General features: G+C 65.8%; 24 protein-coding genes. 12 read left to right on the top strand and 12 right to left on the bottom strand.

Translation table 11 applies throughout. From position 1 onward, the window contains the following. Positions 1-2 precede the first annotated feature (2 nt). From Q0799_RS02865 to Q0799_RS02830, 8 genes are read left to right on the top strand one after another with little or no spacing between them, the layout of a single operon-like run. The gene (locus Q0799_RS02865) at positions 3-803 is read left to right on the top strand and encodes a polysaccharide deacetylase family protein (protein ID WP_298393963.1); all 801 of its coding nucleotides are present in this window, start codon (positions 3-5) and stop codon (positions 801-803) included. After that, positions 800-1,555, top strand: a complete 756-nt coding sequence (locus Q0799_RS02860) for a class I SAM-dependent methyltransferase (protein WP_298393962.1) — start codon at positions 800-802, stop codon at positions 1,553-1,555. Before Q0799_RS02865 ends, Q0799_RS02860 begins: the two co-directional genes overlap by 4 nt. Beyond that, on the top strand, positions 1,537-2,391 hold the full coding sequence (locus Q0799_RS02855; RefSeq protein WP_298393960.1) for a YihY/virulence factor BrkB family protein: 855 nt from the start codon (positions 1,537-1,539) through the stop codon (positions 2,389-2,391). The genes Q0799_RS02860 and Q0799_RS02855 overlap by 19 nt, the downstream gene beginning before the upstream one ends. 41 nt (positions 2,392-2,432) lie before the next feature. Next, positions 2,433-3,623 (top strand): beta-ketoacyl-[acyl-carrier-protein] synthase family protein, encoded by a 1,191-nt coding sequence (locus tag Q0799_RS02850; RefSeq protein WP_298393958.1) that lies wholly within the window; start codon positions 2,433-2,435, stop codon positions 3,621-3,623. Further along, positions 3,620-4,420: a beta-ketoacyl synthase chain length factor gene (locus Q0799_RS02845; RefSeq protein ID WP_298393956.1), complete on the top strand. Its 801-nt coding sequence runs from the start codon at positions 3,620-3,622 to the stop codon at positions 4,418-4,420. The genes Q0799_RS02850 and Q0799_RS02845 overlap by 4 nt, the downstream gene beginning before the upstream one ends. Then, complete coding sequence (locus Q0799_RS02840; protein ID WP_298393954.1) at positions 4,414-4,866, top strand: 3-hydroxylacyl-ACP dehydratase; 453 nt, start codon at positions 4,414-4,416, stop codon at positions 4,864-4,866. Before Q0799_RS02845 ends, Q0799_RS02840 begins: the two co-directional genes overlap by 7 nt. Then, the gene (gene fabG / locus Q0799_RS02835; RefSeq protein ID WP_028993867.1) at positions 4,863-5,582 is read left to right on the top strand and encodes a 3-oxoacyl-ACP reductase FabG; all 720 of its coding nucleotides are present in this window, start codon (positions 4,863-4,865) and stop codon (positions 5,580-5,582) included. The genes Q0799_RS02840 and fabG overlap by 4 nt, the downstream gene beginning before the upstream one ends. Before the next feature lie 7 nt (positions 5,583-5,589). Continuing rightward, on the top strand, positions 5,590-6,276 hold the full coding sequence (locus Q0799_RS02830; RefSeq protein ID WP_298393951.1) for a 2-phosphosulfolactate phosphatase: 687 nt from the start codon (positions 5,590-5,592) through the stop codon (positions 6,274-6,276). Here the strand turns inward: Q0799_RS02830 and Q0799_RS02825 are convergent. The 8 genes from Q0799_RS02825 to Q0799_RS02790 form a co-directional block, all read right to left on the bottom strand. Next, positions 6,273-7,472, bottom strand: coding sequence for a cation:proton antiporter (locus tag Q0799_RS02825; protein WP_298393949.1), 1,200 nt, complete (start codon positions 7,470-7,472; stop codon positions 6,273-6,275). The two genes, Q0799_RS02830 and Q0799_RS02825, sit on opposite strands and share 4 nt — an antisense overlap. Then, a complete protein-coding gene (locus tag Q0799_RS02820; RefSeq protein WP_298393947.1) occupies positions 7,469-8,215 on the bottom strand; it encodes a class I SAM-dependent methyltransferase in 747 nt (248 codons plus the stop codon). Before Q0799_RS02820 ends, Q0799_RS02825 begins: the two co-directional genes overlap by 4 nt. A 10-nt stretch (positions 8,216-8,225) precedes the next feature. After that, positions 8,226-8,987, bottom strand: a complete 762-nt coding sequence (locus Q0799_RS02815; protein WP_298393945.1) for a glycosyltransferase family 2 protein — start codon at positions 8,985-8,987, stop codon at positions 8,226-8,228. Between the two features lie 6 nt (positions 8,988-8,993). Further along, the gene (locus Q0799_RS02810; protein ID WP_298393943.1) at positions 8,994-9,764 is read right to left on the bottom strand and encodes a 1-acyl-sn-glycerol-3-phosphate acyltransferase; all 771 of its coding nucleotides are present in this window, start codon (positions 9,762-9,764) and stop codon (positions 8,994-8,996) included. After that, a complete protein-coding gene (locus Q0799_RS02805) occupies positions 9,761-10,756 on the bottom strand; it encodes a hypothetical protein (protein WP_298393941.1) in 996 nt (331 codons plus the stop codon). The genes Q0799_RS02810 and Q0799_RS02805 overlap by 4 nt, the downstream gene beginning before the upstream one ends. Before the next feature lies 1 nt (position 10,757). After that, positions 10,758-12,092, bottom strand: a complete 1,335-nt coding sequence (locus Q0799_RS02800) for an NAD(P)/FAD-dependent oxidoreductase (protein ID WP_298393939.1) — start codon at positions 12,090-12,092, stop codon at positions 10,758-10,760. An 87-nt stretch (positions 12,093-12,179) separates the two neighbouring features. Beyond that, a complete protein-coding gene (locus tag Q0799_RS02795; RefSeq protein WP_298393937.1) occupies positions 12,180-13,826 on the bottom strand; it encodes a radical SAM protein in 1,647 nt (548 codons plus the stop codon). A gap of 45 nt (positions 13,827-13,871) precedes the next feature. Further along, on the bottom strand, positions 13,872-14,645 hold the full coding sequence (locus Q0799_RS02790; RefSeq protein WP_298393935.1) for a TSUP family transporter: 774 nt from the start codon (positions 14,643-14,645) through the stop codon (positions 13,872-13,874). 102 nt (positions 14,646-14,747) lie between these two features. On the opposite strand from Q0799_RS02790, the gene Q0799_RS02785 reads away from it, so the two are divergent. The 4 genes from Q0799_RS02785 to Q0799_RS02770 are packed head-to-tail and all read left to right on the top strand — an operon-like array spanning position 14,748 to position 17,664. Beyond that, positions 14,748-15,344: a DUF2726 domain-containing protein gene (locus tag Q0799_RS02785; RefSeq protein WP_298393933.1), complete on the top strand. Its 597-nt coding sequence runs from the start codon at positions 14,748-14,750 to the stop codon at positions 15,342-15,344. A 12-nt stretch (positions 15,345-15,356) separates the two neighbouring features. Beyond that, complete coding sequence (locus Q0799_RS02780) at positions 15,357-16,121, top strand: hypothetical protein (RefSeq protein ID WP_298393931.1); 765 nt, start codon at positions 15,357-15,359, stop codon at positions 16,119-16,121. A 5-nt stretch (positions 16,122-16,126) separates the two neighbouring features. Next, the gene (locus Q0799_RS02775) at positions 16,127-17,029 is read left to right on the top strand and encodes an MlaD family protein (protein WP_298393929.1); all 903 of its coding nucleotides are present in this window, start codon (positions 16,127-16,129) and stop codon (positions 17,027-17,029) included. Then, positions 17,026-17,664: a hypothetical protein gene (locus tag Q0799_RS02770; RefSeq protein ID WP_298393927.1), complete on the top strand. Its 639-nt coding sequence runs from the start codon at positions 17,026-17,028 to the stop codon at positions 17,662-17,664. Before Q0799_RS02775 ends, Q0799_RS02770 begins: the two co-directional genes overlap by 4 nt. A 238-nt stretch (positions 17,665-17,902) precedes the next feature. Here Q0799_RS02770 and mnmE read toward each other — a convergent pair whose 3' ends face one another. From mnmE to rnpA, 4 genes are read right to left on the bottom strand one after another with little or no spacing between them, the layout of a single operon-like run. After that, positions 17,903-19,249 (bottom strand): tRNA uridine-5-carboxymethylaminomethyl(34) synthesis GTPase MnmE, encoded by a 1,347-nt coding sequence (gene mnmE, locus Q0799_RS02765; RefSeq protein WP_298393925.1) that lies wholly within the window; start codon positions 19,247-19,249, stop codon positions 17,903-17,905. Between the two features lie 3 nt (positions 19,250-19,252). Beyond that, on the bottom strand, positions 19,253-20,908 hold the full coding sequence (gene yidC, locus Q0799_RS02760; protein ID WP_298393923.1) for a membrane protein insertase YidC: 1,656 nt from the start codon (positions 20,906-20,908) through the stop codon (positions 19,253-19,255). Between the two features lie 25 nt (positions 20,909-20,933). Next, positions 20,934-21,143 carry a membrane protein insertion efficiency factor YidD gene (yidD, locus tag Q0799_RS02755; protein ID WP_298393921.1) on the bottom strand — a complete coding sequence of 70 codons (210 nt, stop codon included), beginning with the start codon at positions 21,141-21,143 and terminating at the stop codon, positions 20,934-20,936. Beyond that, a complete protein-coding gene (gene rnpA / locus Q0799_RS02750) occupies positions 21,140-21,511 on the bottom strand; it encodes a ribonuclease P protein component (protein WP_028993881.1) in 372 nt (123 codons plus the stop codon). The genes yidD and rnpA overlap by 4 nt, the downstream gene beginning before the upstream one ends. Positions 21,512-21,525 lie beyond the last annotated feature (14 nt).

The following is a 21,525-nucleotide window of genomic DNA, read 5'->3' as shown; positions in this document are numbered from 1 at the left end:
CCATGGCCCGTCCCTGGAAACCTTCTCCCGCGCTGAAAGCCAGCTTCGTCCTGCACGCCGGGGCGCTGCTCGCGGTCGTCGTGGCGCCGGCAAGCTGGCCCTGGGCGCTGGCACTGCTGGTCGCCAACCATGCCGTGCTCACCGTCGCCGGACTGTTGCCACGCTCGACCCTGCTCGGCCCCAATCTGACCCGGCTGCCGGCTGCGGCCGCCGCCCGCCGGGAAATCGCCCTGACCATCGACGACGGCCCCGACCCCGAGGTGACGCCGCAGGTGCTCGACCTGCTCGACGCCGCCGGGGCTCGCGCCACCTTCTTCTGCATCGGCTGGCGCGTGCGCGAGAACCCGGCGCTGTGTCGGGAAATCGTCGCCCGCGGTCATCAGGTCGAGAATCATGGCGATGCCCACGCCAAAGCCTTCGCCACCTTCGGCCCGGGCCGCATGCGCGCCGACATCCGTGCCGCCCAGGTCACGCTGGGCGAAGTCTGCGGCCGGCGCCCGCGCTACTTCCGCGCCACCGCCGGCCTGCGCAATCCCTTCCTCGACCCGGTGCTGGCCAGCCTCGACCTGCAACTGGCGGCATGGACGCGGCGCCCCTACGACACCCGCTGCAGCGACCCGGACACCGTGCTGCGCCGACTGAGCCGCCAACTCGCCGCGGGCGACATCCTGCTGCTGCACGACGGCAACGCCGCCCGCACGGCCGACGGCCAGCCGGTCATCCTGGCGGTGCTGCCGCGCTTGCTGGCGACGCTTGGCGAACGCAAACTCATCCCCGTCACCCTCGACGAAGCCTGCCGATGAACCACGCAACTTTCCTCAACACCCTGCTCGACGAAGCCACCTTGCCCTTCCGCGGCGGCGGCAAATTCGCCTACCACTACGCCCGCGGCAAGCTGTCGTCCGATTGCATCTTCCGCGAACTGCTGCGCCAGGGGATTTTCCCGGCCGAAGGTCATTACCTCGACCTCGGCTGCGGCCAGGGCAGCCTGTTCGGCTGGCTGCTCGCCGCCCGCAAGCTGCACGAACAGGGCAACTGGCCGGCCGACTGGGCGCCGGCACCGAAGGCGCTGAGCCTGCGCGGCTACGAACTGATGCAGAAGGACGTCGACCGCGCCGCCCGGGCTTTCGGCCGCGACCACCCGCTGGTCGATATCCGCCAGGGCGACATGTGCCGGGTCGATTTCGGCCACGCCGACGTCGTCACCATCCTCGACGCCCTTCATTACTTCGACCACGCCGGCCAGCAGGACGTGCTCACCCGCATCCGCGCCGCACTGCCGCCGGGCGGGCTGTTCCTGACCCGCATCGGCGACGCCTCGGCCGGTCTGCCTTACCACCTGTGCAACTGGGTGGATCATGCGGTCACCTTCGTCCGCGGCCACCGCCTGCCGCGGCTTTATTGCCGGCCGCTCGCCGAGTGGGTGGCGCTGCTCGAAAGCCTCGGTTTCTCGGTCAGCACCATGGAAATGAACGAGGGCAAACCCTTCGCCAACGTCATGCTGGTCTGCCGTATGCCGCCGACCGCCCAAGCAGAATGCCCGCTGGCTGGCTGAGGCAACTGCCGCTGCTGGACTTCGCCCTGCGCACCGGGCGTGGCTTCCGGCGCAACCAGGGGCTGTTGCTGGCCGGTGCCATCGCCTACTACGCGCTGTTGTCGCTGCTGCCCCTGCTGATCCTGTCAGTCGTGGGGCTGTCGCATCTGGTCGAGCGCGGCCTGCTGCTCGACACCATCGAACTCTACCTCGACTGGCTGCTGCCCAGCCTGGCCGACAACCTGGTCGCCGACATTTCCCGCTTCCTCGACCGGCGACGCTCGATCAGCCTGGTCATGCTCGGCACGCTGCTGTTCTTCAGTTCGCAAGCCTTCTCGGTGCTGGAGAAGGCGATGGCGGTGATCTTCGCCCATCGTGGCAAGGACCAGGAACGGCATGCGCTGGTGTCCGCCATCCTGCCTTACTGCCTGGTCGTCGTCCTGGGCATTGCCTTGCTGCTGCTCACCCTGGGCACGCTCGCGCTGCAGACCCTTGCCGGTGAGAATCTGGTGCTGCTCGGCCAGCGCTGGTCGCTCAGCGGCATCGTCGGATTTCTTTTTCCCGTGCTCGGCATCGCCCTGGTCAGCCTGGTGTTGGCCGCCATCTACCTGATCGTCCCGGTCGGCCGCACCCGTCTGCGCCACGCCCTGCTCGGCGGACTGGCCGGTGCGCTGCTGTGGGAGTTACTGCGCCACGGCCTGATCTGGTACTTCACAACGGTGTCCAAAATCGGCGTCGTCTACGGTTCCCTGACCACCGCCGTGGTCCTGTTGTTCTTCATGGAAATGGCCGCCGTGCTGCTCCTGCTCGGTGCCCAGGTGATCGCCGAACTGGAGCAATCCGCAGCAGCGGAATAGGGCTCTGCTAGAATTCCCGCCACCCCGTACCGGATGCCGACGTGACGCCACTGCTGCTTTCCTCCTTCACCGCCACCACCGCCCTCGGCTGCGGCCTCGCCGCCACCCGGGCGGCACTGGCCAGCGGAGGCAGCGGACTGCAGCCCTGCCGTTTCGAAAGCGTGGACCTACCGACCTGGATCGGCGAAGTGCCCGGTGTCGACACCCAGGTGCTGCCGCCGGCGCTGGCCGCCTACGACTGCCGCAATAACCGGCTGACGCAGATGGGCCTGGAAGCCGACGGCTTCGCCGATCAGGTCCGTGCCGCCGTCGCCCGCTACGGCCCGGCGCGGGTCGGCGTGTTCCTGGGCACCAGCACCGCCGGCATCCTGCAGACCGAACTTGCCTACCGCCGACGCGACCCCGACAGCGGCGCGCTGCCCGACGATTTCATCTACCGGACCACGCACAACTCGTTTTCGCTGGCCGAGTTCACCCGCGACTACTTCGGCCTCACCGGCATGGCGATGGCCATTTCCACCGCCTGCTCGTCGAGCGCCAAGGTCTTTGCCGCCGCCGCCCGCCAACTGGCGCTGGGCAGCATCGACGCCGCCATCGTCGGCGGCGTGGACAGCCTGTGCCTGACCACCCTGTACGGCTTTGCCTCGTTACAACTGACCTCGACCCAGGCCTGCCGGCCGTACGACGCGGGCCGTGACGGGATCTCGATCGGCGAGGGTGCCGCCTTCGCCCTGCTCGAACGCGCCGACCGAGCACAGCGCGGCGACATCCTGCTGCTCGGCACCGGTGAATCGAGCGATGCCTACCACATGTCGTCGCCACATCCCGAAGGCCTCGGCGCCCGCCTGGCAATGGAAGCAGCGTTGCGCTCGGCCGGCCTGAGCAGCGACGAGATCGACTACATCAACCTGCATGGCACGGCGACGCCGGCCAACGACGCCGCCGAGGGCAAGGCCGTGGCCGCGCTGTTCGGCCGGCGCGTTCCCGGCAGTTCGACCAAGGGCGCCACCGGCCACACGCTCGGCGCCGCCGGCGCGGTCGAAGCGGTGATCTGCGCGCTGGCCATCGGCGACAGCCTGTTGCCGGGCAGCCCGGGGACGGAAAACCTCGATCCGGCAATTGCCATCGACTACCTGCTGCAAGCCCGCCCAGGCAAGGTTCGTTACGCACTGTCCAACTCCTTCGGTTTCGGCGGCAGCAATTGCAGCCTGATTTTCGGAGCCGCCGCATGAACCCGACCCTGAACGCCTGGATCGACGGCATCGGCTTCCTCGCCCCCGGCCTTCCCGACTGGCCGACCGCCCGCGCCGTGCTGCGCGGCGAACAGGCGCTGGGCGCCGCCCCGTCGCAGTTGCCGGCGCCGGCCATCCTGCCGCCGGCCGAGCGACGCCGGGCCAGCCGGGTGGTCAAGCTGACCCTGGCCATCGGCCTCGAAGCCGCCGCCCATGCCGCCGCCGACGTAGCCACGCTGACCACGGTCTTTGCCGCTTCCGGCGCCGACGGCCACAACTGCCACGCGCTGTGCGAGCAACTGGCGACCGACGACCGACAGATCTCGCCGACCCGCTTCCACAACTCGGTGCACAACGCCGCCGCCGGCTACTGGGGCATCGCCACCCACGCGATGGCGCCGTGCCAGGTCATCTGCGCCTACGACGCCAGTTTCGGCGCCGGCCTGCTCGACGCCCTCGGCCAGTTGCTGGTCGACGGCCAGCCGGTACTGCTGATCGCCTACGACAGTGAATATCCGGCACCGCTGCACGCCAAACGCGACACGCCGGATTGCGGCGGGGTGGCGCTATTGCTCAGCCCACAGCAGAGTGAGCGCTCGCAGTGCATGATCACCGTGACCCCGACCGACGAACCCGCCGAACACCTCGCCGACGCTGCGCTGGAAAGCCTGCGCACCAGCATTCCCGCCCTGCGTTCGCTGCCCATGCTGCAGACGCTGGCGCGCGGCGAAGCCGGCCGCGTCTGCCTCGACTACCTGCCGCCGATGCAGCTCGCGGTCGAAGTCCAGCCATGCTAGACCGCGCCTGGATCGCCGCGCACATCCCGCACCAGGGCAGCATGTGCCTGCTCGACACGGTGACCGACTGGTCGCCCGGGGAAATCCGCTGCCGGGCCAGCAGCCACCGTGCCGCCGACAACCCCCTGCGCGACGGTGAGCGACTCGGTTCCGCCGCCGGCATCGAGTACGCCGCCCAGGCGATGGCCGTCCATGGCGCCCTGTTGGCTGGCGCCGACGAGACGCCGCGCCAGGGTTACCTGACCAGTGTGCGCGGCGTGCACCTGCATGTCGCCCGGCTCGACGACCTGCCGGACGATCTCGACATCCACGCCGAGCGCCTGTCCGGCGACGGCAACACCATCCTCTACCAGTTCGCCGTCGCCCATCGCGGGCAAGCCCTGCTCGCCGGGCGCGCCGCGGTGATCCTCGACGCCGGCCGCCTGGTCACGGAGTCAGCCCCATGAAACGCGCCCTCGTCACCGGCGGCAGCGGCGGCATCGGCGCCGCCATCTGCCGTCGCCTGGCCGCCGACGGCCATCACGTCATCGTCCACGCCAACCGCCACGTCGACCGCGCCGAAACCCTGGTCGCCGAGATCGTCGCTGCTGGCGGCAGCGCCGAAGCGATCGCCTTCGACGTCAGCGAACGCGCCGCCAGCGCCGCCGCCATCGAGCGCCTGCTCGAAGCCGGCAGCATCCAGATCCTGGTCAACAACGCCGGCATCCACGCCGACGCGGTCTTTCCCGGGATGAGCGGCGAGCAGTGGCAAAGCGTGCTCGACGTCTCGCTCAACGGCTTCTTCAACGTCACCCAGCCGCTCAGCCTGCCGATGATCCGTACCCGCTGGGGCCGCATCATCAACATCACCTCGGTCGCCGGGTTGGCCGGCAATCGCGGCCAGGTCAATTACTCGGCGGCCAAGGGCGCGCTGCACGCGGCGACCAAGTCGCTGGCGCTGGAAGTCGCCAGCCGCGGCATCACGGTCAATGCCGTGGCGCCGGGGATCATCGATACCGACATGAGTGCCGGTGCCTTCGACGCCGAGGCCGTGCGCAAGCTGGTGCCGATGCAGCGGGCCGGCCGGCCGGACGAGGTCGCCGAACTGGTCGCCTTCCTCGCCTCCGACAAGGCGGCCTACATTTCGGGCCAGATCATCTCGATCAACGGCGCCATGCTCTGAGGCGGCGATGCGCTTTTCCCGGGTCTTCCTGAACCGCGTCCAGGCCCGACCGACCGACGCCGACACGGTCGTCGTCATCGACGTGCTGCGCTCCTTCACCACCGCCGCCGTCGCGTTGGCGCGCGGCGCCAGCGCCATCTACCCGGTCGAGAACGTCAGCAGCGCCGCCGGCCTGGCCGGACAGATGGAAAATGCCCTGTCGGTCGGCGCCGTCGGCGGTGGCGATCCGGTACCCGGTTTCGATTTCGGCAATTCGCCGGCGCAACTGGCCGGCCTCGACCTGAGCGGCCGCAGCCTGGTCATGAGCACCGCCGCCGGCGTGCGCGGCCTGCAGCGCTTTCATCATGCCCGCCGCTTGTACGCCTGCGCACTGGTCTGCGCCCGCGCCACGGCCGCGGCAATCCGCGCCGACAAGCCGGACGAAGTCTGCTTCGTGATCACCGGCGAGTGGGTGGATCGTGACGGCGACGAAGACATCGCCTGTGCCGATTACCTGGAAGCGCTGCTGCTCGGCGAACAGCCTGCTGCCGAGCATTACGAACAGCGGGTCCGCGCTTCCGATTTCGGCCGCCGCTTCAGCGCCGGCACCTGGCCCAACCTGCCAGCGGCCGATCTCGACCTGTGCGCGCAAGCCGATCTTTTCGACTTCGCCATGCCGGTGCGGCGCGAGAACGGCCGCCTGGTGATCCGCTAGGCCGAACGGCCGATCAATTCGCGCAGGCGCGCCAGTTTGGGCGCCACCATCGGCACGGTCAGCATGGTGCTGGCGACCGCCATCAGCAACAAGGCGGTAAAGGCACCGCTGCTGATGATCTCGCGGTCGAGCAGGATGTTGGCGAAGATGATCATGATCAGCGCCTTGGTCTGCAGCAACCAGCCGATGATGCTGGCTTCGCCGGGCGCCCAGCCGAGCACGCGGCCGGCGATGCGCACGCCGATCAGCTTGCCGGCGACGGAAGCGACGAGCAGCAGGCCGGCCGCGAAGAACACCGCTTCGCCACCCATCGTCCAGGTCGTGCGCAGGCCCGTGGACAGGAAGAAAACGGGCATCACCACGAGCAGGACATGATGGCGCAACTGGTCCATCTTCTCCTGGTCGAACCATTCGGCTTCCATCACCGCACCGGCCAGGAAGGCACCGACCATGAAATGCAGGCCGGCCCAGTCGGCGCCGAAACCGCAGGCCGCCAGCCAGATCAGCGCCACGTACCAGCGGTCGCCTTCGCTCAGGCGGGCCATCAGCTTGCGGAACAACCAGGCGATCAAGGCGAACGCCAGCAGGAAGAAGAACTGCCGACCGACCCGGGTCCAGTCCATCAGGATCAGCGCCAGCACGCCCCAGATGGCGATATCGTCGATACTGGCATAACGCAGGATGCGCTGGCCGATGGGCTGGCGCAGCACGGCCAGTTTTTCCATGAACAGGATCAGGATGGGCAGCGCCGTCACCGCGCAGGCCATGCCAACGCCGAGGACGAATTGCCAGGACTGGCCCTGACTGCCCAGCCAGCCGTCGCTGAGCAACATCACGCCGGCGGCGGCGGCGCCGAACAACAGCGGCGTGCCCAGCGCCAGCCCGGCGGTGATGCCGCTTTCCCGGCGATGCTGCCAGGCCTGTTTGAGATCGAGTTCGATCCCGGCGATCATCACGAAGATCATCACCGCCCACCAGGCAATGCCATTGAGCGACTGGATGACCCCCGGCGTGAACACGAAGCGGTAGTAGTCGGGGAAGGCCTGGCCGAGCACCCCCGGACCGAGCAGAATGCCGGTCAGGATCTGCACGACGACCAGCGGCGCGTAATACTCGGTACGGCCGATCCGCCAGATCAGCCAGGGCAGCGCGAAGATCAGCATCATCGCGATCAGGAAAAGTTCGGTGGTGTTCATGGTTTGCGACCGACGTACTCGCGGAAAACGCCAAAGGTCACCGCGCAATCGACATCGACGAAACCGGCGCGGCGCATGGCGGCGAGGATGGTCGCCGGGTCGATGGCCGCCTCGATGGTGTCGCCGTAGTAGGCCCACAGGCGGCGGACGTCGGCATGCCGACCGGACAGCCGGGCCAGCAGCGGCACCACGCCGCCGATGTAGGCGCGTAGCGCGAGGCGGCCGAAACGTCCGGCCGGGCGGCTGATTTCCATGATGCAGGCGCGTCCGCCCGGACGCAGCACGCGGAAGTATTCGGCAAACGCCGCATCCATGTCGCCGACGTGGCGCAAGGCATAGCCCATGGAAACGAAATCGACGCAGGCTTCGGGCAGGGGAATCGACTCGGCGTAGGCGACCAGGGTTTCCACGGCCAGCTTCTTCTGTAGTTCGGCGAGCATGCCCGGCGACGGGTCGAGCGCCACCACCCGGCCGCCGGGCCCGACCAGCGCCTGCGCCTCGGCCGTGACCAGACCGGTACCGGCGGCAACGTCGAGCACCGCCATCCCGGGTTTCACGCCGCAGCGCCGCAGGACCTCGCGACGGTACCAGCTGCCGCTGCCCAGCGCGGTGATGCGTTCGGCGTTGTCGTAACCCGGTGCGGCCTCGTTGAACATGTCGCGGGTCACCGCCCGGCGCTGGTCCTCCCCGGCAAAATAGGTGTCGAGGCGGCGGTCATCCTTGAGGGCGGAGTTCTTGGGCATGATCCTGTGTTCAGCGAGTATTCAGACGACGCCAGGCCAGAGCCGGCAGGCGCCACAAAAAACCGAGGAAGAGACGGCTGTGCATCCAGGTCAGCAGCACGTTGTCGCGCAGGTAACGGAAATGCGAGACACCGCCTTCGTCGGCACGGAAGTAACGGACCGGTGCATCCAGGTTGCGCGGCATCACGCCGGCCCAGCACAGGCGGACCACCGCCTCGGGATCGAAATCGAAACGGCGCATCCAGCGGTTGGCACGCATGACGCGGATCAGCGGCTGCACCGGATAGACGCGAAAACCGTAGAGCGAATCGCCGATGCCCATCCACAAGGTTTCCAGATTAGCCCACCAGTTCGAGACCTTGCGCCCGTTGACCCGCAGCGCCGGCGCGTCGGCGTCGAACACCGGCCGGCCGAGCACCATCGTCGCCGGCTCGGCCTGCGATGCGGCCATGAAATCGGGGATCAGCGCCGCCGGATGCTGGCCGTCGGAATCCATGGTCAAGGCGTGGGTGTAGCCCTCGGCCGCGGCCAGCGTGATGCCTTCGAGCACCGCCGCGCCCTTGCCGCGGTTTTCCGGCAGGACGATCACGCGCAGGCCGGGATCGTCCGCCGCCAGGGCCTTCAGACGTTCCGTCGAACCGTCGGTGCTGCCGTCCACCACCACCCAAACCGGCGTCCACTGGGCGCGCGCGGCACGCACCGTATCGACCACGGCAGGGCCGGGGTTGTAACTCGGAATCAGGACGAGGTGGCGGGTCGAGGGGCTGGGCATGGGCATTCAGGCACGGGGTAGCGGAGATGGCGATGCGGCCAGCGCCTGGCGCAACGCGGCTTCGAGTTCGCCGGTGAAGGCGGTGACGCTGGCCGGCGGCGCAAAGCGCTGACCAAGACGAATCCGGCAATGCAACGGCAACTGCGGCCGGCGGAACAACGGCCAGGCCTTGCCGAGATAGGGCGTGGAAAATTCGATCAACAGCGCCTGCACCGGCACCCCGGCGCGCTGGGCGATCAGTCCGGCGGTCGGCATGCAGGGGTCGAGCGGAAATGCCTGGGTGCGGCTGCCTTCGGGAAAGATCACCAACTGGGCACCGGCCTGCAGTTCCTCGCGGGCATCGATGATCATCTTGAGCGGCACATCGTTGCGGATGTAACGCGCCATCCGCGCGGCGGCACCGAACAGGATGTTGTCGAGCAAGGCCGCCTTCATCACGCAGACGGCATTCGGCAGGCGCGACAGGATCATCACCGCATCGAGCAGGGAAGGGTGGTTGGCAACCACGATCAACGGGCCGGCATCGCGCAGTTGATCGAGTTCGCGCAGGTCGAAACGACAGGCACACACCGTTTCAAGGAAAGCGAGATAGACGCGAAAGCCGTTGCGGATGGCAAAGCGCCCCAGGCGCTGCCCGAGACGCCGCGGCAACAGGGGCTTCAGCAGCAGGGCAAAGGGTAGCCAGAGCAGGCAGATCAGGGCCAGGGCGCCCAGCCCCAGCAACATGGCCAGGAATTCATAGGTCCGCCAGAGCAGGCCCGAACGCGTTCCGCTCATCGGGCCGCCATCGCCATGGCTTCGATCTCGACCAGCAGATCGGCGCGACAGACATCGGCGACGACCGGACAGACTTCGACCGGCCCGAGCATTTCCTCGATCACCGCGGCGACCGTCGGCCAGTCGTCGGCATGGCGCAGGTAGGCGCGGCACAGCAGTTGATCGGGCCGGAAACCGGCCTGCTGCGACAGACGATTGGCTTCGCCGAGCACCGCCAGGATGTTGGTCAGCGTTTCCCGCGTCTGCGCGGCCACATCACCGACATGCATGCTGCGATGGCCGACGATGCTGGCCGTGCCGGAAATGAACAGGATTTCCTGGCCCGGCGGATAAGCCAGCGCCGCCCGCGAGAAGGTCGGGCTGCGCGGGCCGTAATCGGCCGGGTAATGGTAAGCGCTGACCTGGCGCGGGTTTTCCACCGCCACCGCCGGCTGCTTGCCGGCCAGGAAGGCGATCGACAGCGGACCGTCGCGCAGGCCGAGGGCGCAGGCCGCCGGCACGTTGCCGGTGGCCCCGCGGTGGCAGGCGAGGAAGGCATCCTGGCGACCGAGGTTGAACTGGCGGTAACGCTCCAGCCCGTGGCTTTCCTCGTTGATCGCGGCGAGGTAGTTCCACACCCGCCACAACTCGGGCAGACCCTGCGCATCGAGCAGGCGGAAGATGCGCCGGTAGGCCGTCTCGCTCGCCGCCTGCAGGGGTGTCCGCGCATCGCCGGCAAAATCGGCCTCATCCACTTCGATGACGCCATACAGGACATCGCCGGTGCGGCGCCAGGCGATGCCTTCGTCAACGCCCTGCTGGCAGTCGACCGGACTCAGCCAGAGTTCGCGCAGCGCCGGCGGCGCAATGCCGGGCAGGGCGGCAGCAATGCCCTGTTCCGGCCAGCCGGCCGCCGGCAGGCCGCCGCCCAGACGGGCGCCACCGAGGATGCGCGCGGTTTCACGTGGAACGCCTGCATCGTCGGCGGTCGTCAGGAATACCAGACCCGCCACGTCAGAGCGTATTCATCGCCGGGTCTTCCACCCGCCGGATATTGAAACGTCGCCGCTTCCACCCCATGAAGGCACGCTTCGGCTGCAGCAGGTTGGCACCGTAATAGAGCGCCTTGAACATCCAGATCGAGCGCCAGATCGGCGTCTTGCCGAAGATGTCGCCGGCCAGTACCGACAGCAGGGCTTCCTTGACGCGGAAAATGTTCTTCGGAAACATGAAGAAGTCGCGCATGATCGGATTGGTCACCCGGTAGATGAACCAGGAGAATTCCTTCGGTCCGTGCTTCATCAGGCGGTCGAAGCGCTTAAGCGCCGCCGGTGCCGCGGCCGGGTTCTTCAGGCAGGCATCGATGGCCTCGGCGCCGATGACGCCGCTGTTCATCGCCAGCCAGACGCCGGAGGAAAACACCGGGTCGATGAAGGCATAGGCATCGCCGAGGAGCAGGTAATTACGCCCGTGGTTGCGCTCGGACACGTAGGAGAAATTGCCGGTCGCCTCGACCTCGTGCACCAGGGTCGAATCCTTCAGCCGCTCGGCCAGCGGCGGACACATGGCGATGCCGTCGCGCAGGAACTGCTCCAGGCTGCGCTCGCCGCGCGTCTTCATGTAGTAGGGCCAGGTCACCATGCCGACGCTGGTGACGTCGTTGATCATCGGAATGAACCAGAACCAGCCGTGCTCGAACCAGTAGATGGTGATGTTCCCGGCCTCGCTGCCCGGATGCCGGCGCGCCTGCGAGAAATGGCCATAGACCGCCGAACTGTTGTGCCTGGGATTGCGGTGCTTGATCTGGAAGCGGTTGGCGAGGAAGGTATCGCGACCGGAAGCATCGACGACAAAGCGCGCCTGCCACACCTGTTCGCGACCGTCGTCGTGGACCGCACTGATCAGCACGCTGTCGTCGGCCTGGAAGTCGACGGTGCGGGCGCGGCAGCCCTCGTGCACCTCGACGCCCTTGTTCGCCGCGTTGCGGATCAGCACGGTATCGAATTCCGAACGCCGCACCTGATAGGCGTAGGGCATGGATTTGTCCCAGGCGTCGGCAAAGTGGAAGACCTGCGGCGTATCGTGACTGGGCGAAACGAATTCGGCGCCGCGCTTTTCCATGCCGATGGCGCGGACTTCGTCGGCCACACCCAGGCGCTCGAACAACGGCAGGTTGGCTGGCAACAGCGACTCGCCGATATGGAAGCGCGGATGATGCGACTTCTCGAGAATCACCACCTTGTAACCCTTTTCCGCCAGCAGCGGCGCCACCGTCGTCCCGGCCGGGCCACCGCCGATCACCAGCACGTCGCACTGGCTGCGTTCAGGCTGCTGTGTTTGCTGTTCCATCGGACATTCCCCTGTTCTCTGTGGCGGGCAGAAATTATCTTTTTGTGCCGGGCCGGCATGCGCAAGCCCCCGCGGGCAGGGGGGAGATTATAGCGCTGCCCCCGGTACCGGGGACGAACACGCCGACTGACTTTCGTAAACCAATGGAATGATCTGCTTCATCGCCTCGCGTCGCGACAGCTTCACCGGCGACATGGCAACAATGTTGTCCACCTGCAGGTCGGTCGACAGCATCGGCTTGAGCCCGAGCGGCTGACGCGGGTGCAGGGCAAAGTCGCGCCGCGCCTGTTCGATCTGCGCCTTGTTGGCGCTGAAGTAACGGGCCGCGGCAATGGTTTCCGGCAGGTGCTTCAACACATGCCACAGGCTCCAGCGATGCTGCCACAGCCGGCCGGCGAAGCGGCGGCGGTAAGCCTTGCTGTCGTAGAAGCGCTTGACATGCCAGTTGTACAGCGCGTCCATCTCGTCGCGCGAGGAAAAGCCCTTGGGCAGGAAAACGAAGTTCAGGCAGTTCATCAGCCGCCAGTCCTCGATGAAATCGCCGGACTCGCCGCTGACGCATTCCTCCCAGATCGGGGCGCCATGCAGCGGGCTGAACTTGGTCATGTTCATCTCGTCGAGATCGAGCGAGAGGATAAAGTCGCTGGTCACCTTCACCGTCTCCGGCGTCTCGCCCGGCATGCCGAAAATGAACAGGCCCTTGGCGCGCAAACCGGCGGCGTGGATCTGACGCACCGTATCGCGCACCGCGTCGAGCGTGACCCCGGCCTTGTGCCGTTCCATCATCCCCGGATCGGCCGACTCGACGCCCATCGACACCATCAGCGCGCCGGCCTGCTTGAGCTTGGCCAGCATTTCGTCCGAGGTATGGCCGGTGCGGATCGCGCAATTCCACTGCACGCCGAGCGGCTTCTCGATCAACAGGTCGCACAGGTCCATCACGCGCTGCTTCTTGGCGGTGAACAAGTCGTCGTACATGTTGATGTGGTAGACCCCGAAGTTGTCCCGCAAGTACTTCATGTGGTCGTAGGTGTATTGCGCCGAATTGGTCTTGTACAGGCGCTCGAACACCGTGCGGTCGCAGAACGAGCAGGTATAGGGACAGCCGCGCGAGGTGATCATGGTCGCGCCATAGCGCTTTTCGTAGGCGAACAGCGGCAGGTGATAGGCGTGCGGAAAGCCGGCCAGCTTCTCGTAGGCCGGGAACGGCAACTCATCGAGATCGAGGATGCGGTCACGGCGCGGATTGACGACGATGCGCCCGGCCGGGTCGCGCCAGATCAGGTTGCCGATGTCGGCCAGCGGCTTGCCGTCGGCCAGGTCGAGCAGGGCGCCTTCGCCCTCGCCGATGACCAGGTAGTCGATTTCCGGGAAGTGTTCGAGAATCGGCGCACCGAGCGAGGAGACATGGACATTGCCGAAAACGATGCGGATGTCCGGCCGCTTCTCGCGGATGTACAGCGCCATGTCCACGGCGTCCATGAAACCCGAGGTGGTCGCCGAGAAACCGACCATTTCCGGCTCGCTGGCCAGGACGATTTCGGCGTTGGCGGCAATTCCCGGCGGCGCATAGGGTCCCAGGCAGTCGTGCAGGGCCACCTGATGGCCGAATTTCTCCAGCCACGACGCCAGCTGCATGATGCCGATCGGCGGCATGCGGTTGGCCAGCACCGAAAAATCGGGCTGGCCGGGAACGAAATTGAAACCGGCGGGATGGACTAGCGTGACGCGCATCGGAAACCTCGGGGAAGTCGCCCGATTTTAGGCGAAAAACCGGCTTCAGACGCCGGCAAAGGTATCCCAGGCAAATTTGACGATCAGTACCCCGACCACCACCAGGAAGACGATGCGGATGAAGCCGCTGCCATGCCTCAGCGCCAGCCAGGTACCGGCCACCGAGCCGGCGATGTTGGCGACGGCCATGGCGCCGGCGAGCGCGGCGATGATGTGGCCGGCGGGCAGGAAGAAGGCCAGCGCCGCCAGGTTGGTGGCGACATTGACGACCTTGGCGCCGGCCGAGGCATGCAGGAAATCGAATCCGAAGAAGCGGATGAACAGGAAGATCAGGAAGCTGCCGGTGCCCGGGCCGAAGAAGCCGTCATAGAAGCCGATCACGCCGCCGAGCAGGACGGCGTAGGCCAGTTCGCGCCGACCGCTGTGGGCGGGCCGGTGCAATTGCCCGAAATCCTTCTTCAACAAGGTGTAGCCGGCGGCGAAAATGAGCAGGAACAGGATCAGCGGGCGTACCGCATCCTTGGGCAGCCAGGCCACCGCCGCCGCACCGGCGTAGGACAGCGCGAAGGCGGCGAGGGCAGCCGGCAGGATGGTGCGCCACGGCATCTCGACCCGGCGGGCATAACGCCAGGCGGCGTTGGCGGTACCGAAGACGCTGGCGAACTTGTTGGTGCCGAACAAGGTGGCCGGCGCAACGCCCGGCTGGGCGGCGAACAGTGCGGGAATCTGGACCAGGCCGCCGCCGCCGACGACGGCATCGACCAGACCGGCGATGAAGGCAGCCAGGATCAACCAGCCGAAAGGGGCAATGATTTCCATCGATGCCTCAGGACTGACCGCTGGTCGGACGAAGGGGAATTAGGCGGTAATGCATGTCGCTATAATGAGGCTTCAAGACGAAGTGCTGAGCGAGGTAGTGAAATGGACAATCTGACCCTGGTTATCGCGCTCGCCGCAGTGGCCGTCGCCGGCATCCTGTTTTTCATCAACCGGCGCCCGGCGCGGCAGGCAGCCGTCGAAACCGCCAGCCACCGGCGCTATGCCGGGGCTCATCGGGAACCCGTCCGACCGCCGGCCGATGCCGATCCCCAGACACGTTTCGTCGAAACCGGCAAACCCAAGCAATACCGGCTGCTCAACAGCAGCGAGCAGGAACTTTACCACCGTCTGTGCGAGGCCATGCCCAACATGCGGGTGTTTACCCAGGTCGGCGTCTCCCAGCTGGCGCTGGCCCGGGGTCGCCAGGAAGCCCTGCGGCTGAGCCGGATGGCCGGCCGCGGCGTCGATTTCGTGGTCTGTGACGCCGATTTTTCGATTGTCGCCGCGATCGAGCTGGCCTGGCCGACGACCGGCCAGGAAATCGACAACGCCGAGGAAGTCAAACGCGTTGCCCTGCAGAGCCTGGGGATTCCGATGATCGTCTTCCGGCCGAACAAACTGCCCGACGCCGACACCATCAGCCGCGAAATTGCCGACGCCATCCTGCGCCGCAACCGGCTGGAGGCAGAACGCGGCTAGGCGGTCTGGCGCATGGCCCAGCCACTGCAACAGCTTTTCCCGCTGATCCGGCGCAGCGGCCTGGCCGGCTGGCTGGCCGGACAATACCGTTACCTCGGCTTTGCCGCCTTGCTGCTGATTGCCAGCTTCTCGCCACGCATCCACGATCAGGCGACCCGTCGCCGTTCGGCCAGCGTCCTCTGCTGCGCCGCCTGGCAGACTTTGCCCGGCTACCTGCTGGCCTGCGTGCTGCTCAGCGCCATCCTCACCCGCATCGTCGCCGTCAGTGCCGACAGCTACGGTCTGTCGCATCTGGCGCTGGAAGCCATCCTGCGGGTCTTCGTCGTCGAACTGTTGCCGCTGGCCTCGACGCTGTTCGTTGCCATGCGCGCCGTGCCCATGGCCATGCTGCACCTGGCGGCACTGCCCGGCCAACCCGGTGCCGGCCTGCGCGACGCGCTGCCGTACGCGGTCGGCAATGCGGCGGCCGTGGTCATCCTGGCCATTGTCGGCGGCATCGTCTCGCTACTGGTCGCCTATCCCGTGGTCCATGGCTTCAACCAGTGGGGCTTGCCGGCGTACACCCGGCTGATCGGCCAGGTCTTCGACCCGATCCTGGCCATTGCCTTCTCGGCCAAGATCCTGTTCTTTGGTATCGCCGTCGGCATTGCCCCGGCCACCGTGGTACTCGACCCACGCAAGTACGACACCGGCCAGCGTGAGATGCGGGTGATGGTCCGCCTGCTGTTGATCCTGGTAGTGATCGAGGGTAGTTTCCTGATGTTGCGACGCTTCTGAGAACCATGAACGAATCCCCGAGCCACCTGCCGAACATCAAGCACCCGGAAAGCAAGGCCGCCGCGTTGTTGTTGGTCACGCTGGCACTGATCGTCGCCTTCGTGATCTTCGTCATGACTGCCCGCGGCGTGTTCGAGGAAAACCAGCAATTGCTGCTGGTCGCGGAAAATTCGGAAGGTGTCGCGGTCGGCATGGACCTGACCTTTTCCGGTTTTCCCATCGGCCGGGTCAACCGCATCGAACTCGGCGACGACGGCAAGGCCCATCTCCATGTCTCGGTACCGCTAAAGGATGCGCGCTGGCTGCGGGCATCGTCGGTATTCACGCTGGAAAAGGGTGTGGTCGGCGGCAGCCGGCTGCGGGCCTTCACCGGCATGCTCGACGATGAACCGCTAGCCGACGGTGCTCGCCGCGAAGTGCTGATGGGCGACGCGACCTCCGGCGTGCCTGAACTGGTGGCGACGGTCACCCGCCTGGTCGGCAATCTGGAACGACTGACCAACGAACAATCGGCCCTGGTGGCCAGCATGGACAACCTACAGCGCATGACTGCCGAACAGTCGGCGCTGGCCGGCAGCCTGAACAACATGCGCCAATTCACCGCCACCCTCAACGGTCGCCACGGGGCGCTCGGCGCCTTGCTCGGCAACGACGCGGATGTGGCCAAGGTAATCGATTCACTCGAACAGACCCGGCTGTTGCTGACCGAAGCCCGGGCCAGTCTGGCCAAGGTCGATGCGGCGCTGGTCGACGTCAAGGCCATCACCGGCAATACGCGCGCGGCAACCGAAGATCTCGACGCCCTGCGCGCCGAAATCGATCTCAACCTGCGCAAGGTTTCCGGCCTGGTCGACGACCTCAACCGCAAATGGCCGTTTGCCCGCGAACGCGAGTTGAAACTGCCATGAACTACTTCACCCCGCTGATTGCCCTGGTGCTGGTTGGCTGTGCCAATCATCCGCCGCCGCCCGACTGGTTGCTGACTGCCGAGAGCGCCACCGGCAACCATGCCCGTCTGTGGCTGGAAGGACGCGACAAACTGGCCGAAATCCAGCTCAATGCGGCGCGCGAAGCGGTTTCCCGTACCGGCGACGCCGACCAGCAGGCGCGTGTCGAACTGCACGCCTGCGCGGTGCGCCTGGCCAGCCTGCAGGGCGGTCAATGTCCGGCTTTCGATACCCTGGCCAGCGATGCCGGCCGGGCCGAGAACGCCTACGCCGCCTATCTGTCCGGTACGTTGCCCGCCGCCGACCGCCAGCTGTTGCCGGAAAGCCAGCGCCTGGCCTGGCAGAACCCACAAGCCTTGAACAACATCAACGATCCGCTGGCTCGCCTGGTCGCCGCGGCAGCCTTGCTCGAAGCCGGCCGCTTGCCGCCGGAAGGCATCACCCTGGCCATCGATACTGCTGCCGGCCAGGGCTGGCGCCGGCCGCTGCTGGCCTGGCTGAGTCTGGAGCGGGAAAGACTGGAACGGGCAGGCGACCCGAGCGGTAGCGAAGCGATCAGGCGCCGTATCGAGCGGGTACTTGGCGCCGGCCGCTGAATTTGTTTACGGTTTTATATAGAACCTTAAATAAAAGAACTATGTTAACAACCTGAACAACAGTTCTGTGGATAACTAATAAAAAAACAACAAAATCAGAGATATAAAAGCTATTTAACCGTCTTGGCAAGTGCCTGAAGTGCCTGTTGATCGAATGGGGACAGTTTTTCCACGATCGCGTAAACGCAGATTCATCCACAAACTGCGAACAGCTCGTTCGCGGTGTTGTGCACAGGCCTTACTTGCCGATGCAGAAGCGGCTGAAAATAACGCCCAGCAGGTCGTCGGCAGTGAATTCGCCGGTGATCTGACCCAGTGACTGCTGGGCCAGACGCAGTTCTTCGGCAAACAGTTCGAGCGCCGGCAGGGCGCCTTCGACGACCTTGCGGGCCGCCGCAATGTGTTCCTGGGCCGCCGCCAGCGCCCGCAGATGCCGTTCGCGGGCGATGAATACATCTTCCGCCTGATGCCAGCCGGCGATCCGCAGCAATTCCTGGCGCAGCAGCTCGATCCCGCGATTGGCCTTGGCCGACAGCGAGATGGCGACGCCGTCGGCTTCGTCATGACGCTCCGGCTCGCGGCCGGCGAGGTCGATCTTGTTATAGACGGTGATGCGCTGCAGACGCTCGGGCATGCGTTCGAGAATGTCGCGGTCCAGCGCCGACACGCCGGTATTCGCATCGACCAGCAGGACGACCACGTCGGCGCGCTCGATTTCCTGCCAGCTGCGTTCGATGCCGATCTTCTCGACGACGTCCTCGGTATCGCGCAGGCCGGCGGTATCGATGATGTGCAGGGGGATGCCCTCGATCTGTATGGTCGAGCGCAAGGCATCGCGCGTGGTACCGGCAATCGGCGTGACGATGGCCAGATCGTCGCCGGCCAGGCGGTTGAGCAGGGACGATTTGCCGACATTGGGCTGGCCGGCAAGGACCACGTGCAGGCCGGATTGCAGCAGTTTGCCCTGGCCGGCGCGGTCGAAGATCTCGGCCAGCTTCAATTGCAGGCGTTCCAGCCGGCCGAAGGCATTGGCCGCGTGCAGGAAATCGATGTCTTCCTCGGGAAAATCCAGCGTCGCCTCGACCAGCATGCGCAGGTTGATCAGTTCCTCATTGAGTTCGCCGATCGCGCGCGAGAATTCGCCCTGCAGCGAACGCACCGCGGAACGGGCGGCGCTGGCGGTAGCGGCGTCGATCAGGTCGGCCACGGCCTCGGCCTGGGCCAGGTCCATCTTGCCGTTGAGGAAGGCGCGGCGGGAAAACTCACCCGGTTCGGCCAGGCGCGCACCGAGATCGAGACAGCGGGCAAGCAGCATCTGCATGACCACCGGGCCGCCATGACCCTGCAGTTCGAGCACGTCCTCGCCGGTAAAGGAATTGGGGCCGGGAAAATACAGCAGCAGGCCGGTGTCGATGGTCGTGCCGTCGGCGGCACGGAAATCGGCGAGCGTGGCGTAGCGCGGTTTCGGCGTCTTGCCGGTCAGTGCAAAAGCAAAGGGCAGCAAATTGCTGCCCGAGACCCGGATCACGCCGACCCCGCCACGGCCGGGAGCCGTGGCGATGGCGGCGATGGTGTCGTTCTTCACACCTTAGGCTTTCGCATCGTTGGCAGCCTTGCCGCCAGCTTCCATCATGCGGGTGATCTGCCATTGCTGGGCGATCGACAGGATGTTGTTCACCACCCAGTAGAGCACCAGACCAGCCGGGAAGAAGAAGAACATGATGCCGAAGACGAAAGGCATGGCCATCATCACCTTGGCCTGGATCGGATCCGGCGGGGTCGGGTTGAGCTTGATCTGGATGAACATCGAGACAACCATGATCACCGGCAGGATGTACCAGGGATCGGGTGCGGCCAGGTCGGTGATCCACAGGATCCACGGTGCGTCGCGCATTTCGACGGCGCCGAGCAGCACCCAGTAGAGGGCGATGAAGACCGGAATCTGGATCAGGATGGGCAGGCAGCCGCCGAGCGGGTTGATCTTCTCGGTCTGGTACAGCTTCATCATTTCCTGGTTCAGACGGGCCTTGTCGTCACCGTAGCGCTCCTTCAACTGCACCAGGCGCGGCGTGACCAGGCGCATCTTGGCCATCGACTTGTACGAAGCGGCCGACAGCGGGAAGAAGGCGAGCTTGATGGCGATGGTCAGGACAACGATGGCCCAGCCCCAGTTACCCACCAGGCCGTGGATGAACTGCAGCGCCCAGAAGATCGGGGCGGCGATGACGGTCAGCCAGCCGTAGTCGACAACCAGATCCAGCCCCGGTGCCAGCGCCTTCAGTGCAGCCTGTTCCTGCGGACCGGCAAACAGCGAAACCGAGCTCACCGCGCTGGTGCCCGGGCCGACTTCGGCCACCGGAACGATCACGCCCATCTGGTAGAGCTTGCTGTTGTCCAGCTTGCGCATGTAGTACTCGCGCTGAACACCTTGTTCCGGCACCCAGGCAGCGACGAAATAGTGCTGGACCATGGCCAGCCAGCCATTGTCGGCCGTCTTGACGAACTTGGCGCTCTTGTCGGCGACATCGCCGAAGCTGATCTTTTGATACTTCTCGGCCTCGGTATAGACCGCCGGGCCGGTGAAGGTGTGCATCATGAAGTTGCCGCCAGCCGGTTCGCCATCGTCGCGCTGAACCTGGAAGTAGGCATGCGGCGCCAGCGGCTTGTCGGAACCGTTGACGATTTCCCAGGCTACATCGACCACGTACGAAGAACGCTTGAAGGTCAGGATGCGGGCAATGCGCACGCCTTCCGGACCGTCGGCTTCCAGGCGCACCTTCAGCTCATCGCTGCCGTCCTGCAATTGCAGCGGGCCATCGACGCGGCGGAACAGCGAACGGTGCGTCGGCAGACCGTCGCCGATCAGGCCGCTCTGGGCGAAATACTGGTGCTTGGCGTCAAACAGGACGAAGTTGTGATCCTTGTCGTCGCTTTCCTTGTAATTCAGCAGTTCCAGACCGACCAGATCGCCACCCTGGGTGGAAATCGTGACCTTCATCAGGTCGGTCTCGACAGTGAAGGTTTCGCCGGTGGCGGCGGGCGTTTCGGTCACCGCGGCGATGGCGGAACCGGCGGCCTGCAGGCTGACCGAAGGCGTCGGCGTGCTGCCGTCGGCAACGGCCTGCGGCGAGTTGGTCGCCACTTCGGCGACGGGCTTGGGCCGGTTGTACTCCTGCCAGTTTTCCCACAGCATGAAGCTGGAGAAAGCGAAAATCATGACCAGAATCAGGCGACGAGTATCCATGAGCTGCCTACGTAGTTAATGGTGTTCAGGGAACGGGATCATACCCGCCCGGGTGCCACGGGTGACAGCGGCAAATGCGTTTTGCCCCCAGCCAGCCGCCCTTGAGGGCGCCGTACTTGCGAATGGCGTCGACCGTATATTCCGAACAGGTCGGAAAATAGCGGCAACGCCTCCCGAACATCGGACTGATGGCGTACTGGTAGAAACGTACCAGGGCAATCAGCAGATGCTTCATTGTGCTTCCCTTTTCGGACGGGGACGTGACAGGCGATCCAGCAAATTGCCGAAATCCTCGCCGATCACCCTGCCATCAAAGGGCTTTTGCTTGACCGCCAGCCTGACGATCAGATCGTAAGCCGGCAGACCCGCGCGCCGAAGCCGGAATCGTTCGCGCACGATGCGCTTGAGCCGGTTGCGATCAACGGCGCGCTTGAGCAGTTTCTTCCCGACGACCAAGCCCAGTCTGGCATCGGTATGACCTTCGGCACGCGGCTGATAGTGCAACATCAGCCAGGTGCCGCGAATGGCCTTCCGGAAACCAAAAACGGATGAAAATTCATCCGTTTTGGTCAGGCGATAGCGTCGGGCGAAGCTTGCTTCCACTTCGCCAGGCGTCC

The sequence above is a fragment of the uncultured Azonexus sp. genome (genome assembly GCF_937982035.1).
In the GTDB taxonomy this organism is placed as follows: Bacteria; Pseudomonadota; Gammaproteobacteria; order Burkholderiales; family Rhodocyclaceae; genus Azonexus.
Note: the sequence above shows the minus strand (reverse complement) of the source record. Positions and strands in the feature narration are given on the sequence as shown.

Excerpts from the sequence above, each read along its gene's own strand:
- Q0799_RS02865 (WP_298393963.1), top strand. The coding sequence starts at position 3 with ATGGCCCGTCCCTGGAAACCTTCTCCCGCGCTGAAAGCCAGCTTCGTC.
- Q0799_RS02860 (WP_298393962.1), top strand. The coding sequence starts at position 800 with ATGAACCACGCAACTTTCCTCAACACCCTGCTCGACGAAGCCACCTTG.
- Q0799_RS02855 (WP_298393960.1), top strand. The coding sequence starts at position 1,537 with ATGCCCGCTGGCTGGCTGAGGCAACTGCCGCTGCTGGACTTCGCCCTG.
- Q0799_RS02845 (WP_298393956.1), top strand. The coding sequence starts at position 3,620 with ATGAACCCGACCCTGAACGCCTGGATCGACGGCATCGGCTTCCTCGCC.
- Q0799_RS02840 (WP_298393954.1), top strand. The coding sequence starts at position 4,414 with ATGCTAGACCGCGCCTGGATCGCCGCGCACATCCCGCACCAGGGCAGC.
- fabG (WP_028993867.1), top strand. The coding sequence starts at position 4,863 with ATGAAACGCGCCCTCGTCACCGGCGGCAGCGGCGGCATCGGCGCCGCC.
- Q0799_RS02830 (WP_298393951.1), top strand. The coding sequence starts at position 5,590 with ATGCGCTTTTCCCGGGTCTTCCTGAACCGCGTCCAGGCCCGACCGACC.
- Q0799_RS02825 (WP_298393949.1), bottom strand. The coding sequence starts at position 7,472 with ATGAACACCACCGAACTTTTCCTGATCGCGATGATGCTGATCTTCGCG.
- Q0799_RS02820 (WP_298393947.1), bottom strand. The coding sequence starts at position 8,215 with ATGCCCAAGAACTCCGCCCTCAAGGATGACCGCCGCCTCGACACCTAT.
- Q0799_RS02815 (WP_298393945.1), bottom strand. The coding sequence starts at position 8,987 with ATGCCCAGCCCCTCGACCCGCCACCTCGTCCTGATTCCGAGTTACAAC.
- Q0799_RS02810 (WP_298393943.1), bottom strand. The coding sequence starts at position 9,764 with ATGAGCGGAACGCGTTCGGGCCTGCTCTGGCGGACCTATGAATTCCTG.
- Q0799_RS02800 (WP_298393939.1), bottom strand. The coding sequence starts at position 12,092 with ATGGAACAGCAAACACAGCAGCCTGAACGCAGCCAGTGCGACGTGCTG.
- Q0799_RS02795 (WP_298393937.1), bottom strand. The coding sequence starts at position 13,826 with ATGCGCGTCACGCTAGTCCATCCCGCCGGTTTCAATTTCGTTCCCGGC.
- Q0799_RS02790 (WP_298393935.1), bottom strand. The coding sequence starts at position 14,645 with ATGGAAATCATTGCCCCTTTCGGCTGGTTGATCCTGGCTGCCTTCATC.
- Q0799_RS02785 (WP_298393933.1), top strand. The coding sequence starts at position 14,748 with ATGGACAATCTGACCCTGGTTATCGCGCTCGCCGCAGTGGCCGTCGCC.
- Q0799_RS02780 (WP_298393931.1), top strand. The coding sequence starts at position 15,357 with ATGGCCCAGCCACTGCAACAGCTTTTCCCGCTGATCCGGCGCAGCGGC.
- Q0799_RS02775 (WP_298393929.1), top strand. The coding sequence starts at position 16,127 with ATGAACGAATCCCCGAGCCACCTGCCGAACATCAAGCACCCGGAAAGC.
- Q0799_RS02770 (WP_298393927.1), top strand. The coding sequence starts at position 17,026 with ATGAACTACTTCACCCCGCTGATTGCCCTGGTGCTGGTTGGCTGTGCC.
- yidC (WP_298393923.1), bottom strand. The coding sequence starts at position 20,908 with ATGGATACTCGTCGCCTGATTCTGGTCATGATTTTCGCTTTCTCCAGC.
- yidD (WP_298393921.1), bottom strand. The coding sequence starts at position 21,143 with ATGAAGCATCTGCTGATTGCCCTGGTACGTTTCTACCAGTACGCCATC.